This window comes from Chryseobacterium sp. RLHN22 (assembly GCF_051011795.1).
GTDB lineage: Bacteria > Bacteroidota > Bacteroidia > Flavobacteriales > Weeksellaceae > Chryseobacterium > Chryseobacterium zhengzhouense.
Map to the genome: position 1 here is coordinate 1 of NZ_JBPCHW010000039.1, position 14,998 is coordinate 14,998.

At 34.5% G+C, this 14,998-nt stretch carries 14 protein-coding genes and 1 pseudogene; 10 read left to right on the forward strand and 5 right to left on the reverse strand.

Features of this window, described 5'->3' with window-relative positions:
• Positions 1–109 (forward strand): annotated as a pseudogene (locus ACR1PN_RS19875) (IS982 family transposase); the annotation flags it as partial.
• Between the two features lie 110 nt (positions 110–219).
• Here the strand turns inward: ACR1PN_RS19875 and ACR1PN_RS19880 are convergent.
• Together ACR1PN_RS19880 and surE are read right to left on the reverse strand one after the other, a co-directional pair.
• The gene (locus ACR1PN_RS19880) at positions 220–891 is read right to left on the reverse strand and encodes a GNAT family N-acetyltransferase (RefSeq protein ID WP_433981453.1); all 672 of its coding nucleotides are present in this window, start codon (positions 889–891) and stop codon (positions 220–222) included.
• Position 892: 1 nt separating this feature from the next.
• The gene (gene surE / locus ACR1PN_RS19885) at positions 893–1,663 is read right to left on the reverse strand and encodes a 5'/3'-nucleotidase SurE (RefSeq protein ID WP_433981454.1); all 771 of its coding nucleotides are present in this window, start codon (positions 1,661–1,663) and stop codon (positions 893–895) included.
• A 257-nt stretch (positions 1,664–1,920) separates the two neighbouring features.
• Here surE and ACR1PN_RS19890 point away from each other — a divergent pair, with 257 nt between their 5' ends.
• On the forward strand, positions 1,921–4,050 hold the full coding sequence (locus tag ACR1PN_RS19890; protein ID WP_378182622.1) for a carboxy terminal-processing peptidase: 2,130 nt from the start codon (positions 1,921–1,923) through the stop codon (positions 4,048–4,050).
• Positions 4,051–4,197: 147 nt separating this feature from the next.
• Here the strand turns inward: ACR1PN_RS19890 and ACR1PN_RS19895 are convergent, their stop codons facing one another.
• Positions 4,198–4,701 carry a superoxide dismutase family protein gene (locus ACR1PN_RS19895; protein WP_433981455.1) on the reverse strand — a complete coding sequence of 168 codons (504 nt, stop codon included), beginning with the start codon at positions 4,699–4,701 and terminating at the stop codon, positions 4,198–4,200.
• Between the two features lie 134 nt (positions 4,702–4,835).
• Here ACR1PN_RS19895 and ACR1PN_RS19900 point away from each other — a divergent pair, with 134 nt between their 5' ends.
• The 5 genes from ACR1PN_RS19900 to ACR1PN_RS19920 all read left to right on the forward strand — a co-directional run bounded on the left by ACR1PN_RS19900 (position 4,836) and on the right by ACR1PN_RS19920 (position 10,732).
• On the forward strand, positions 4,836–5,738 hold the full coding sequence (locus ACR1PN_RS19900) for an AraC family transcriptional regulator (protein WP_433981456.1): 903 nt from the start codon (positions 4,836–4,838) through the stop codon (positions 5,736–5,738).
• 286 nt (positions 5,739–6,024) lie between these two features.
• On the forward strand, positions 6,025–8,253 hold the full coding sequence (locus ACR1PN_RS19905) for a TonB-dependent receptor (RefSeq protein WP_433981457.1): 2,229 nt from the start codon (positions 6,025–6,027) through the stop codon (positions 8,251–8,253).
• A 147-nt stretch (positions 8,254–8,400) separates the two neighbouring features.
• Positions 8,401–9,051, forward strand: a complete 651-nt coding sequence (locus ACR1PN_RS19910; protein WP_433981458.1) for a hypothetical protein — start codon at positions 8,401–8,403, stop codon at positions 9,049–9,051.
• A 63-nt stretch (positions 9,052–9,114) separates the two neighbouring features.
• Entirely contained in the window at positions 9,115–10,446 is a 1,332-nt protein-coding gene (locus ACR1PN_RS19915; RefSeq protein ID WP_433981459.1) for a 2TM domain-containing protein, read from the forward strand.
• Positions 10,436–10,732 carry a 2TM domain-containing protein gene (locus tag ACR1PN_RS19920; protein WP_433981460.1) on the forward strand — a complete coding sequence of 99 codons (297 nt, stop codon included), beginning with the start codon at positions 10,436–10,438 and terminating at the stop codon, positions 10,730–10,732. The genes ACR1PN_RS19915 and ACR1PN_RS19920 overlap by 11 nt, the downstream gene beginning before the upstream one ends.
• Positions 10,733–10,771: 39 nt before the next feature.
• Here the strand turns inward: ACR1PN_RS19920 and ACR1PN_RS19925 are convergent, their stop codons facing one another.
• Positions 10,772–12,583, reverse strand: coding sequence for a T9SS type A sorting domain-containing protein (locus tag ACR1PN_RS19925; protein WP_433981461.1), 1,812 nt, complete (start codon positions 12,581–12,583; stop codon positions 10,772–10,774).
• A 229-nt stretch (positions 12,584–12,812) separates the two neighbouring features.
• On the opposite strand from ACR1PN_RS19925, the gene ACR1PN_RS19930 reads away from it, so the two are divergent.
• From ACR1PN_RS19930 to ACR1PN_RS19940, 3 genes are read left to right on the forward strand one after another with little or no spacing between them, the layout of a single operon-like run.
• Positions 12,813–13,109 carry a 2TM domain-containing protein gene (locus tag ACR1PN_RS19930; protein ID WP_378182598.1) on the forward strand — a complete coding sequence of 99 codons (297 nt, stop codon included), beginning with the start codon at positions 12,813–12,815 and terminating at the stop codon, positions 13,107–13,109.
• 26 nt (positions 13,110–13,135) lie between these two features.
• Positions 13,136–13,405, forward strand: a complete 270-nt coding sequence (locus ACR1PN_RS19935; RefSeq protein WP_433981462.1) for a 2TM domain-containing protein — start codon at positions 13,136–13,138, stop codon at positions 13,403–13,405.
• 55 nt (positions 13,406–13,460) lie between these two features.
• Positions 13,461–14,204, forward strand: coding sequence for a LytR/AlgR family response regulator transcription factor (locus tag ACR1PN_RS19940; RefSeq protein WP_378182592.1), 744 nt, complete (start codon positions 13,461–13,463; stop codon positions 14,202–14,204).
• Between the two features lie 413 nt (positions 14,205–14,617).
• Here ACR1PN_RS19940 and ACR1PN_RS19945 read toward each other — a convergent pair whose 3' ends face one another.
• Positions 14,618–14,821 carry a hypothetical protein gene (locus ACR1PN_RS19945; RefSeq protein ID WP_433981463.1) on the reverse strand — a complete coding sequence of 68 codons (204 nt, stop codon included), beginning with the start codon at positions 14,819–14,821 and terminating at the stop codon, positions 14,618–14,620.
• Positions 14,822–14,998 lie beyond the last annotated feature (177 nt).

Here is a 14,998-nt window from a genome sequence, read left to right on the forward strand (position 1 = left end):
TGTTCTGAATATTTTATCGGCTTTAGCTGCTTATTCATTCTTTGATAAAAAACCATCAATAAACACCAATGAAGACATTATTGACAAAGATAGATTAATCGCTGCTTAAATCGAACTCACGTTAATTAAATTTCCCACTGATTCCACAGATTTTTATGGGATGATTGCGTAAAAATCTGTGTTAATCACTAAAATCCGTGGGATTAATTGAGAAAAGGTTTATTTTAAGCCTTTACAACCCCAAAGATTTATCTTACCTCTCAGATCAAAGCCAAGCTTTTCATAAAGTTTTTTTGCGCCAGAGTTGTTTTCAGCAACATGTAAAAAAGGAGTTTTTCCGTCAGCGAAGATTTTCTCCGAAACGAAAGCAACCAGCTGTTTTGCATAGCCTTTACCAAGATAATCTGTATCTGTAATAACGGCACTTACTTCCGTCATGTCATTCATTTGCATTCTTTCACCTGTAACGGCAACAAGTTTTTCATTATTAAAAATTCCAAAATAACGACCCAATTCAGGAGTTCTGCTTTTAAAGTAGTATGGATAAAATTTTCTAATAAAGGATAATAATTCTCCATGGTTTTCTTCCTTCAGTTGAACAATGTCCTCTGTGTAATCAATTTCTATTCGTTTTTCGAGAATGTATTGATCGCAGACTAACTGAGAAAACTGAGGAAAATTACTGCTTACAAATGGTTTTACCCCGAAAATAATAAAGTCATCACAGATTTTTGAATATTCTGCGAGGTCTTTTTCAGCTGAAATATTTGAGGCTCCGCCAAATGTTGCAACTTCCGGATCATAAAATTTTGTATCTCCAAAATTTAAGCAAAACTTACTATGAAATTCGTTAAGTGAATAGTATACCGGATTATTAAGTTTATCGTACATACTAATCAAATTTCATCACCTCACTCAAAGTATTCATATATTCGTAAGCAGTTAAATCAAATTTTACAGGAACGATTGAAATATAACCGTTTGCCAAAGCAGTTTCATCAGCATCTTCAGATTCATCCATATTGTTGAAATAGCCAGTTAACCAATAGTATTTCTTTCCGTGCGGATTGATTCTTTCATCAAAACTTTCTTCCCATTTTGCGTGAGCCTGTTTGCAGATTTTCACACCTTTAATTTCTTCTTTGGTAAGTTTCGGAATATTTACATTTAAAACAACACCTTTAGGCATCGGGTTTTCCAAAGTCTTTCTTACAATTCCCTGAATATATTCTTTAGCCTGCGTAAAATCTGCTTCCCAACTGAAATCTAAAAGCGAGAAGCCAATGGATGGCAAACCTTCTACACCGCCTTCCACAGCAGCAGACATTGTTCCCGAGTAAATTACATTGATGGATGAATTTGCACCGTGATTAATTCCGGAAACTACAATATCCGGTCTTCTTGGAAGTATTTTATCTAAAGCCATTTTTACACAGTCAACAGGTGTTCCGCTGCACGAGAAATCTCTTTGCGGACCGTCTAAATGTACTTCTTCATAGCTTAATGTGGAGTTGATGGTAATGGCGTGACCTTTTCCGCTTTGAGGCGAGTTGGGAGCCACCACAATTACTTCTCCTATCTCATTCATAAATTCTACTAAGTTTCTGATTCCCGGAGCAGTGATTCCGTCGTCATTTGTAACCAGAATTAGGGGTTTTTCCATATTGTATATTTAATTTTAACAAAGATAAGAATAAAGCTTTGCTGTAAAGACAGCTTTAATTTAATTTATGTTGAACAAAGTTTTGTACAGAAAATCAAAGGATTAGCATTTCCTGTGTTTTATTATTAAAAAAAACTGAAATTTAACGGTTATTTCTAAATAAGGTATTAAATTTGATAGTTTGTAACAGCCTTTAAATTTTAGAGACTTATTGGCAAACCATTTTTATTAAATAATATATTATACTCTAAAGATTTATGTGGAAAAATTTTAAACTCAATAAATTTTTACTCTTTATTCCATTAACAAGTCTTATGTTTTGTTTCAATTCGCCTAAAAATGATGACGAAAAAATGCAGACGATAATGGTGAGCGTTAAAAACACTCTTTCATACTTACATTACAGCCCGAAACCTATCAATGATGCCTATTCAAAAGATGTTTACAAGCATTATTTTGAAATGATCGATCCGGGAAAAAGATATTTCCTTCAGTCTGATATGAATGAATTTGGAAAGCATGAAAACAAGCTTGACGATTACATTAACCAGGGAGATTTGCAGTTTTATAAACTGACCATCGACAGACTGTACCAAAGAGTCGACGAAATCGATAAAATGACTCAGGATATTTTCAGCAAGCCAATCAATTTGGAAGAAGATGAAACTCTTACACTGGAATCTAAACTGAAAAAAGTTCCTGCAGACCAGAAAGAGCAATACAACGAGTGGAAAAAATTCATCAAATACAATATTCTTCAGGAAATTGAATCGATGAACAGCAAAGAAGAAGCTCAAAAAGAAAAGAAAGATTCTGTACAGAAATTTAAGCTGAAAGATACCATTAAATTAGAAATTCTTTCTCCACAACAGAAGCTTACAAAAGCAACTGATGAAGTAAAAGATTTGGTAAAAGAAACGTTCACCAGATTCAAAAAGAGAAAGAAGATGGATTGGTTCTCGGTGTATATGAATGCTTATACAGAAGTCTTTGACCCGCATACCAACTATTATTCTCCAAAAGATAAAGAAGATTTTGATACTCAGTTCAAAGGAAAGGTGATCGGAATTGGTGCGATTATCCAAGAGAAAAAAGGAAATCTTTATTTGGGAGCACTTTCAATTGGAGCTCCTGCATGGAAATCTAAAAAACTTTCTGAAGGTGATAAAATTTTAAAGGTAAAGTCTAAACCGAATGAAGAAGCGGTGAATGTAGTAGGAATGCTGTCTGATGAAGCTGTACGATTAATCAGAGGGGAAAAAGGAACTCCGGTGACGTTAACGGTTCAGAAAAAAGATAAAACAATTGTGGAAGTAACAATGATTCGTGAAGAAGTGGCGATTGAAGATACGTTTGCAAAAAGTATTATTGTAAACTCTCCGGACGGTAAAAAATACGGATTCATCAATTTACCAAGTTTTAATGCCGATTTTGAAGATGAAAAAGGAAGGAATGCTTCTGATGACATCAAAAATGAGATCATTAAATTGAAAGCTCAGAATATCGAAGGAATTGTTTTAGACCTTAGAAATAATGGAGGTGGTTCATTAACGGAAGTCGGTGACATTATGGGATTGTTTATGAATGCAGGTCCTTACGTTCAGGTAAAAGACAGCAACGGAAAGATCCAGACTTTGAAAAACAAGCAGGAAACTCCTATCTGGACCGGGCCTTTGGTTATTATGCAGAATGAAATTTCGGCTTCGGCTTCAGAAATTTTGGCAGGCGCAATGCAGGATTACGGGAGAGCTGTAATTGTTGGATCGCCACAATCTTATGGAAAAGGTACGGTGCAGACTTTTGTGGACCTTAACAGATTCCTGAACACTGAAGACGATTTCGGATCTTTGAAACTTACGATTCAAAAATTCTATAGAGTTACAGGAGAATCAAATCAAAGAAAAGGAATTGTTTCTGATATTCAGATGAAGGACTTTTTTACTTATGCGGAGATCGGTGAAAGATATGATGATTTTGCTTTGGCTTGGGATAAAATTCCGAGTGCCTCTTTCCAGAAAGTAAATTATTTCGATGTGAAAGCATTGGAAAAAGCCAGCAACGACAGAATGGCTAAAAATGCAAATTATCAGCTGTTGCTGGAATCTGCACAATGGAGAGAGCAGCTGGATAAAGAAGAAACCATTACTTTAAATATCAATAAGTTCAACGAATTAATGAAGCAGAGAAAAGCGCAGATCGAAAAATTCAAAAAGCTTACAAAGTATGACAATGGATTGAAGTTTGCAATGTACCCTGCAGAAATTGAAAGAGAGAAAAAAGATGAGGTGTTCAAAAAGAAGTCTGAAATGTGGATCAAAAATCTTAGAAAAGACTCTTACTTACAGGAAGCAATGAACATCATAGCTGATATGAAAGCAAAGCAGTAAAGCTTATTAATAAAGAAAAACCACTAACGAGAATTAGTGGTTTTTTTATTTCTAAACTTATCCTGATAAGTTTTCAAAGTAATCAAGTACTTATTTAATTCATCCTGATAAGTTGATTTATTTATCAGGATGAATTTAAAATTTTCTCTATTTAATTTCAATACAACCCACTCTTCCTCCAGCATTTCCGGTTGGCTGTGTCTGGAAATCATCTTTATCGGCATGAATAATTAACCCTTTTCCGATAATATTTTTACTTTCTTCTACACAATCAAGACACCATTTATCAGTTTTGAAAGTAAGCTTTGCTTTACCGTCTTTATCTGCCACGAGATTTCCGATGTCCCCCATATGGAACTGATTTTCGCCCCATTTTCCGTGATTTTGACTTCCCGGATTCCAGTGTCCGCCTGCAGATGCAGCATCAGGAGCAGAGCAATCGCCTTTCTCATGGATGTGTACTGCATGAATTCCTGGAGTTAATTTTGTGACCTCAAGGTCAAGAACAACTTCATTACCGTTTTGAGTAAATTTTGCTGTTCCGCCTGTTTCTGTTCCGCTTTTAGGAATAATATCGTAGCTTTTTGATATTGAGCAGGAAACGGAAAATAACGCACATCCCGTTAGTAATGCTAATGTTTTACTTTTCATTTTTAATGATTTAAAGTGATTTACAATAAAATTAAAAAAGATTTCCCGAAACGGCATTCTTTTTTGTCACAATTAGCAATAATTGACAAATAATTTTCATCCTATCTTGATATCTTTGCCGGAAACACGTTGAGGTGGAAGAATACAAGAAAAGAATCATAAAAGCGATTCAATACATTGATAATAATCTTGATGCGGAACTTTCCTTAGAAAAAGTTGCAGAGATTGCAGCGTATTCACCTTTTCATTTTCACAGGATTTTCAGGCTGATTGTCGGGGAAACTTTGCAGAACTATATTATCAGGAAAAGGATCGAAAAAAGTGCCTTTTATTTAGCTTTAAGAAAGAATTTAAGTATAAAAGATATTTATCATCAGTTCGGTTTTTCCAATCATTCGGGTTTTAATAAAACCTTCAAAAAATATTACGGAAAATCACCCTCCGAATTTCGTAAATCGGCTCCTGAAAATTTTCATAAGATCCAGGCAAAACAAAGCAAGAACGGACAAATCGATACGGTTTTCGACCAATACATTTGCAATATTGAAAACCTATTAAACTGGACAAATATGCATTTAAAAATCAAAGTAACAGCACTTCCCGAAATGAATCTGGCTGCCGTAATGAGCTTAGGAATTGCCAATGTGGAATCTTCTTTCAATACGCTGGTTGATTGGGCCAAAACGAAAAACTTATTTCCAGGAGAGAATGTGAAAATGATTTCTGTTTACCATGACAGCTTTAAAGTTACGCCACCGGACAAAGTAAGAATTCATGCCTGTATGCTTTTGGATGAACCTTTAAAACGACAACAGGGCGAAGTTTTTCCCGAAATTATAGAAGCCGGAAAATTCATCATCGGAAGCGGTGAAGTCACCTTAAGTGATTTCGAGCAATGCTGGGTTTCTCTTTTTTTATGGATGAAAGAAAGTAATTATTCAGTTCGGAAAGCCTTTCCATTTGAAATTTATCACACTAATTTCAAAGAACATCCCGAAGGAAAAATGACCGTAGATTTTTGTATTCCAATTAATTAAAAATCAATAAGACATGGTGAAAATTCGTAAGAATTTTTGACGGGTGGTTAAAAGTTAAAACATTACGCTTGTCATCTGACGAAGGAAGAATCTATTTTTTGCGAACATAGATTCTTCACTACATTTCTGAACTCCGTTCGTAGACCTTCAGTCTATGTTCAGAATGACAGCCCTTTTTAGTCAAAAAACAAAAAATTACGACTCAGAATCTAAAATCTACAACTCAGCAACAAAAATTTATAGGCTTCAAAAATTCATTCTACTTTTGAATCGAAATAAGACAACTATGAAAACAAAATTATTATTTCTAACTACTTTTTTATCATTTGCACTGAGTTTTGCACAGACAAAGATCTCAGGGAAAGTGACCTACAGAAATAAAGGGGTAGGAGAGGTAAATGTTACATTAAAAGATACTTACGACGGAGCAACAACCGATGCGAATGGGAATTTCTCTTTCGAAACATCAGAAAAAGGAAATAAATCCTTGACCTTCACGCATCCAAAATATATCGATGTTGAAAAACCTGTTGTCATCGAAAGCCAGGAAGTTTCTGTAAATACAGAATTAAAAGAACAGATCAACGAAATCGATGCCGTAGTCGTTTCCGCGGGTTCGATCGAAGCGAGTGACAGGAAAAGAGCAACCGCTTTATTGACACCGATTGACATTTATACAACTGCCGGAGCAGACGGGCAGATTTCATCGGCCTTGACTTATCTTCCAGGAGTTCAGAAAGTAGGCGAAACAGAAGGTCTTTTCATCCGGGGCGGGACCGGAACAGAATCTAAAATCTTTATGGATGGAAGTTTAATAAATAATTATTTCTCAAATTCAGTTCCCGGGATTGCAGGGAGAGACCGTTTCAATACTTCACTTTTTAAAGGAAATGTATTTTCAAGCGGCGGTTATTCAGCATTGTACGGACAGGCTCTTTCGGGCGCACTGATGCTGGAAAGTGTTGATCTTCCGGACCAAAGTTCTTATGATTTAGGATTTTCTCCTATATTTTTAAATGCTGGATTTCAGAAATTAAGTGATAATAAGAATTCATCTTTTGGAGCGACTTTGGGTTATTCCAACTTAAAATTGATGCAGGAAGTTTTTAATTTTAATACAAATTTCTCGGAGGCACCACAAGGTTTGAACGCAGATTTTAATTTCAGAATTAAAACAAAATCCGGCGGTTTCTTCAAATACTATGGAATGTACGATTCCAACAGAATGGGAGTAAAAGTGCCAAGCCTGGAACCTGAAAATGATTTTTCTTCGGTTAATTTAAAAGGAAAAAACACCTATCATAATGTATCCTTTAAGCAAAAATTCGGAAAATATTTACTAAATGCAGGAACTTCCTATTCTTTCAACAGGTCAGATCTTGATTTTTCGACACAGAAGAATGATTTGGAAACAGGAAATACAAAATTGCTGTCAGACGGAAATTATATCAATTTCAAAGCGGTTTTAGAAAGGAAAATAAATAAGATCAGTGCTTTACGGGGAGGTTTTGAATTAAACAGTACCAGCGAAAAACTGAATTTCAATGATTTTGTAGACAAACATTACAAAGACTTGATTTCATCAGCTTTTGTGGAAACAGATTTAGGTTTCAGCAATCAATTATCAGCAAAAATAGGGGTGAGAGCGGAGCATTCCTCTTACCTTGGAAAAAGCAATATCGCTCCCCGTTTTGCTTTAGCTTACCGTTTGGCGAAAGACTGGACGACATCATTCGCTTACGGACTTTTCTATCAAAATCCAGAAAGCAGATATATCAATGGTCCCGCGAATATGGATTTTCAGCAGTCACAGCATTATATTTTCCAGATTCAGAGAGCAACGGATGGGAGAAGCTTAAGACTGGAAGCGTTTTACAAAAAGTATGATGATCTGTTAAAGGTAAAAAACCTTTCTTATGTTGACGGCCAAAATCAATATGTACAGACCGCCGATAACAACAACGGTTACGGTTATGCGAAAGGAGTAGAGCTATTCTGGAGAGACAAAAAAACGTTTGAAAATATTGATTATTGGATCAGCTATTCGTTTTTAGATTCAAAAAGAGATTTTATGAATTATCCGGTAAGCTTAAAGCCGAATTTCGCTTCAGAACATACAATCTCAGCTGTTGCCAAAAGATTTGTTCCGAAATGGAAAACAGGACTCAATCTTTCCTATACGTATGCAAAAGGTCGTCCTTATTATGATATTGCAACTAATGCAGAATCTCAATATTACGTCAGAAAAGAAGGCAGTTTAAGAGATTACAATGCATTGAATTTCAGTGTGAATTATCTTCCGAATTTAGGTAAAAAAGATGCAAAAGCATTTACGGTTTTGGTTTTAAGTATTTCTAATATTTTAGGATCAAAAAATGTCTACGGGTATAATTTCTCAATGGACGGGGCAAGGAATTCGGCGGTGGTTCCACCTGTGAATACTTTTGTTTTTGTTGGGGCTTTCATCAGTTTCGGGGTTGATAAGACTCAGGATGCGATTAATAATAATCTTTAAATGAATAATTGTTTAAATTACAAATCGCAAATTTGACGGGATCAAGAAGAAAGTTTTACAACAAAATAGTCACATTTGTGATCTTAGCGAACTTTGTGTTGAATCAAGTTCAATAATAAAATATCAACAATAAAAATTTTAAAAATCATGAAAAAATTAATTTTAAGTTTTGCTTTAAGTATGCTGAGTTTAACTGCTTTTGCACAAAGTCAGTATGAAAAAATAATGACAGAAAAAATCACCAAAATTGAAACCTGCAAAACAACAGAAGACTTTAATGCGCTGTCAAACGATTTGCAGAGGATTGCCGATAAAGAAAAAGGAAAATGGCAGCCAAGTTATTATGCTGCGTTTTCACAAATTCAGAAAGGAAGAATTCTGATGCGTGAAAATAAAATGAGTGAACTTGAAGCCGTTGCGGATCAGGCGCAGAAATTTGTAGATTTAGCAGAAGAAGCAGACAAAAACAATTCTGAAATTTACCTTTTACAGAAAATGATTTATTCATTGAAAATGATGGTCAATCCGATGGAAAGATATATGACTTTTGGGGCTAAGGCTGAAGAAACACTTAAAAAAGCTGAACAGCTGAATCCTCAAAATCCAAGAGTAACTTTGATTAAAGCTGAAGATGTTTATTTTACACCGGAACAATTTGGAGGTAGTAAGAAAAAAGGGTTGGAATTATTTAAAGAATCTTTGGAAAAATTCAATTCATTTAAACCAAAAACGGCTTTGGACCCGAACTGGGGCAAATCTGAAGCAGAATATTTTATTGGTTTAGAAGCGAAAAAGTAAGGTTTAAACTATTTCTTCGCAGAAGAGATACTTTTTGATTAAATTTAAATTTCAATTTTAAAAATGATGCGCATTCGCAAAGAACTTTTGGTACTTACATACGTTTCGATAGGAACCACACTTTTCTTTTTCCTTTTCATCAATGAAGAAAAGAGCTTCAGAGCATTCTATCTTACTTTTGCCATTTCCTCAATGTATTCGTTTTTTATCGGCCTCGGAAACCATTTTGTAAACGAATTGCTCAATAAAAAGTTTCCCTGGTCTGAAGCGACCACGAAGCGTGCCGTTTTAAGTATCATTTCGCTGCTTGTTGTAAATTTCCTGCTCGTATATGTGTGCAATTACATCAATTTTGTTGTTTTTCAGAAATCGGCAACTCCGGAGGAGTTTTTTTCGGGTAAATATAATTTTACCAATTGGTTTATGCTGAATATTACGTTGCTGATTTCTGCATTTCTTCACGCAAAAGGTTTTATGGACGAACTGAAAAAAACGTCTAAAAAAGAAGTTGTAGAACAGAAATTAATTGCCAAATCAGCAAATGCCCAGTTTGAAAGTTTGAAAAACCAGCTTGATCCGCATTTTTTATTTAATTCTTTGAATGTTTTAAGTTCGCTAATTGATGAGAACCCGGTTCAGGCACAAAAGTTTACGGCTTCCATGTCAAAGATTTACCGATATGTTTTAGAACAGAAAGACAAAGAATTGGTTACCGTTGAAGACGAAATTGAATTTGCAAAAATCTACTGCGACCTGCTGAAAACCAGATTCGAAGACAGCGTAAATTTTGAATTTCATGTGGATAAAGAATATTTGAAAAAATTTGTTGTCCCGCTTTCTTTACAATTGCTTTTGGAGAACTGCATTAAACATAATTTAGCAACCTCCTCAAAACCTTTACTGATCAGAATTTTTACCGAAGGAGATACCTTATGTATTGAAAATAATCTGCAGATTCGCGAACAGATTAAGGAAAGTGCAGGAATAGGATTGGCAAATATTGTACAGCGGTACTCTTTACTGACAAAGAAAAATGTTTTTATTGAAAAATCGGAGGATTATTTTAAAGTAAAACTTCCTATTCTCAATGATAAACCAAATGCAATCAGTACGATTGTTTCTGATGACGAAGCCGTTTATGAAAGGGCAAAAAAAAGAGTTAAAGAAATTAAAGGCTTTTACGGAAATTTGATTTCTTACTGTGTGGTCATTCCGTTTTTGGTTGTTTTAAATTTAATTACTTCTCCAAAAAATCTATGGTTTTACTGGCCTATGCTCGGTTGGGGAATTGGGGTTGCAAGCCATGGATTAAGTGTTTTTGCCATTGGCATAAACTGGGAAGAAAAGAAAATCAGAGAAATTTTAGAAAAAGAAAACAGAAATCATGGAAAATAATCGACAAAACATTCGTTATCGGGAAGCAGCAAAAAGAGTAAAAAAACTTAAAGGCTTTTACATTCATCTTATGGTCTATTGCTTTGTAAATATCTTTATTATTATTGCAAAAGCTTTGAGTTTAGACGCTGGCGAAAAATTCTGGGAATGGGATCTTCTGAAATTGCCATTCTTTTGGGGAATTGGTCTTCTGGCGCATGGTCTCAGTGTTTTTTTGCCTTCAATGATTTTAGGAAGCAATTGGGAAGAAAAAAAGATTAAGGAATTAATGGAAAAGAATAAATAATAAAAGTCAGCATCGAAAAATGCTGACTTTTACTTTTGACTATTTTTTTACAGTCATTTTAAAAACTTTAAGCTTTTCTCCCTTTTCATTATTTACCTGTATCAGATAATTTCCTGAAGATAAGAGGTTTTGCAAATTAAATTTCTGATCTTTATTGCGTTCGAGATTCTTTTTAAGAATTAACTTTCCGGACATATCATAAATTGTCATCACACAAGACATATTCTTTAAAATACTTCCTGAAAGGCTGAAAATTCCGTTATTCGGATTGTTGTACAATACAAGATCCTTATTTTTACTTGTATCTTCTACAGATAAGATTTCTTTTTTATTCAATCTTGCAAAAAAACCTGTGTTAGCTGTTGTATTGTTTGGATTTCTTGCAGGCATAAATGCTCCTTCAGTCGTAAATCCTGTATTAGAATTAGTACAGCCAAAGAGAAAGAGAGAATTGTTGTTGTATTTTATATTAATTGTCTTCAGATAGCTTGTATTCGTAGAAGTTCCTCCATAGTAAGAGCTCCAGTCTAAATTGCCTGCAGCATTGAATTTGGCAAAAAATGAATTGTTTGAGGTACTGGTGCTGCTTTGTGGCGCATCCTGATAAGATCCTGGTGTTGCTATATTGTTTGTAGAGCCATATGTTGTTCCGCAGATGAAGATTTCTGGACCATTCAGATCGATTACTTTATCAAATATATTGAAATCTTCTCCATTACCTCCGAAATATGTGCTCCACTGTCTGTCTCCTGCATGAGAAAATTTTGTGAGAAATAAATCTGAAGCTCCGGTTACCTGTGTTTTGTAAGCATTTGACGTTGCAAAAATATTAGCGCCGTTCAAATTATAATCTGTACCCACAAGATAAAGACCGGTTTCGTTTACTGCAAGATCGTATAAAAAATATATAGATGCTGCGGAAGCCGGACCATAATATGTTCCCCATACTCTTTGCCCGTTTTGAGTATTTATTTTTGTAACAGAAAAGTCTGAGACTGTACTCTGAAAAGCGCCGGGAGATGCCATTGTGTTTAATGCAATATTTGTGTTTCTTGTAGTAATCATGTAAAGGGCATTATCGTAATATTCCATCGCCGCTACAGCAGATGGCAAATAGGTTGCCCAGATCAACTCCCCATTTGAGTTTAATTTCACCAGGTAATCATTTGCCACAATATTTCCTTGTGAGTAGATCTGATCAAAATTTTCTTGATAAACGCCGGGTGTACTGAGATTTTGTAAAAGTGTTTTTCCGGCAATATAAATATTACCATTAGGGTCTGTTGTTACATTTGAATTTATAAGTATATCCGGTAAATAGGTCGCCCAAATCACATTTCCTGTCGGTGAGCGTTTAATAATCATATTATTAATTGTCGTTTGAGGATTTGTCTGCAACCAAGTTCCTGGTGTTGCACTTATTGAAGAATTTGTGGAAGATTGAGTATTTATTGTATTATCCTGGCTGTCAATATCTAAAAGCAATTCTACGGTGTTATTATTGGAGTACAAGTATGGAAAATATCCAAAATAATCGGGAATTCCTGATGGACTGAATCGAACTGTGAAACCATTGTTTTGATTGCTTTGTGTAATATAATTTGATCCGCTACCTATAACAAACTGATTATAGTAGGAAGTATTGTAGATCGAACTGTGCCATACATGTCCTCTGACGTGCATGTTTTTTTGAGAATCGAATACAATTCCCTGATTTATGTAAGATCCGGTAAGTTCCGTTCCGGCAGGACCAAAGTATGTTCCCCAGACTCTTTCATATTCTTGGGAATAGACGGATGTAGCGGATGATAAAGTAAGAAGCAGACAGAAGCTAAGTAAAACTCTTTTCATTGTAATGATTTGGAAATTAGACAACAAAAATACAGAAATTCTTCATAATGTGATTTATTAAAAAATATTCAATCTAAGCTATTGATTTAAATAAAACGGTTAAGCATCTGTTTTTACAGTTCAGGAGATATTTTCTACAGTTCGGTCATTTAAAGTTGAACAGAGTAGGGTTATCAGCCTACATTTGTCTCAAGAAAAACAAACAATTATTAATTTTAAATAAAACATCATGGAAAATCTATCATTCAACAAAGAAAATTTAGCTTATGAAAAAGCATCAAAAAGAGTAAAAGACCTTAAAAGTTTTTATGGAAATCTTAGTGCTTACTGTTTGGTTATTCCCTTCCTTTTTATTTTAAACCTATTAACGGCACCTGATCATTTGTGGTTTTACTGGCCAATGTTAGGATGGGGATTAGGTCTTACATTACATGCAGTTAGCACTTTTGGAATCGGAAGAAACTGGGAAGAAAGAAAAATAAGAGAACTGATGGAAGAGGAGAGAAGAAATTCAAAATCACTTTAATTAATAACTAATAAAAACTTAACATCATGGATTATAACAACGCACAAAAAAGAGTAAAAGAACTAAAGTCATTCTACAAAAACTGTATGTGGTTTGGGATTGTGGCAGCGATTATCTTAACGAGAAACTTTTTTAAATTCTTAGAAACAGATATATTTCACGGTTCGATCATCTTAACAATCTGGGCAATCATTCTGGCTGTAAAAGCACTAAGACTTTTTATTCTTGATTCGGAATGGGAAAACAAGATCATTGAGGAAGAATTAAAAAAGACCAAAAAGCCGATTAATTTTTAAAAACAAAAAGATTTAATTACTTTTATTTCGGAATTAAAACTAAAACCAAAATCTGATGATCAAGACTGTCATTATCGAGGACGAAAAGCCCGCTGCAAGAAAACTGGAGAGAATGCTGAACGAATTTTCTGATATTGAGGTTCTTGCAAAAATAGAATCGGTAGAAGAAGGAATTGCCTGGTTTTCTGAAAACGAACATCCGCAGCTTATTTTTTCTGACATCGTTTTGGGTGACGGTCTTTCGTTTGACATTTTCGAAAAGATTTCGACAAAAGCCTTCATCATTTACACCACAGCTTTTGATCAATACACTTTGAAAGCCTTCAAGCTCAACAGTATCGATTATCTTCTCAAACCCATCATGGATGAAGATCTTGCGGGAGCAATTGAGAAATTCAAATCGTTTATTCCTTCAGATCAATCGGTAAACTCCGATGATATTAAACAAATTATTAAAAAAGAAAAAACAACACTCTCCAGAATTTTAGTAAAAATAGGATACAATCTGAAAATTGTTCAGACAAATGAAATCAGCTGCTTTTACAGTGAGAATAAAATTGTTTATCTGCAGACTCAGGAAAGAACTTACCCTTCAGACTTCACTTTAGATGAATTAACGGATGTGCTTGACGATAAGAAGTTTTTCCGTGTAAACAGACAGTTTATTGTTAATTCAGATTACATCAAAAACATCCACACTTCACCCAACTATAAAGTGGAGCTTAATTTCCAGCCACAGGAAGAAATTACGGTAAGCCGGGAACGCGTGAAAGATTTCAAAGACTGGCTTGTAAATTAATAGTTTGGACGCGTGTTTGAAAATTTTCTTATTCTCTTCTTGATTATTTTTGCTGTTGGTACTATTTTCTTTCTTATCAATACGGAGGAAAGAGAAAATCATCGCTCAACGTACATGACCATTTTTATGGTTTTGCTGTTGTCGTTATGTTGGTTTAGCGCTTATAATTCTTTTAATTCTCCGGAAATTATAGCTTTTTCAAACAGATTGATCAATCTGGGAGCGAATATTTTATTTCCGATACTCTTGTATAGCATTCATCGATTGCTTTCCAGGAAATTCAGGAATGATTATTTGCTTTACATCATTCTATTTCTGATATGTACAGCTGTCGTAATTTTTATTTGGTTTTTGGCATTACTAAGCTTAGCATAACAAAAGAGGTCTGAATTTCTTCAAACCTCTGCAGATGATTATTTTTTTATTTCCTTTTCCGGTTTGTGGCTGTATTTTTCAACGACGATGTAAGTTAAGACCACAAGTATGATGCTTAAAGTCAATCTTGAATTTTCAGGATGCACAATTTCCTGATAAAGATTGTACCCCAAAACTGCAGATACTACTACGATTAAAAGCTGATTTACATAAGTGTACTGATTTTTTAAAAAAGTTTTCATAATGATATTTTTTATTGTTATTTACTGAGTAAGTATCACAATCTGAAATATGTTACACGGTTTTTTAAAAGCTTTTTTTTTTGACTAAATCAATTGCTTTTAGGAGCAATTCCGGCTTTCACTGCTCGCTTTTTCCCTGTGTTTCGGGGGGGGGGGGGGGAAGAAGGGGAGAAAAAA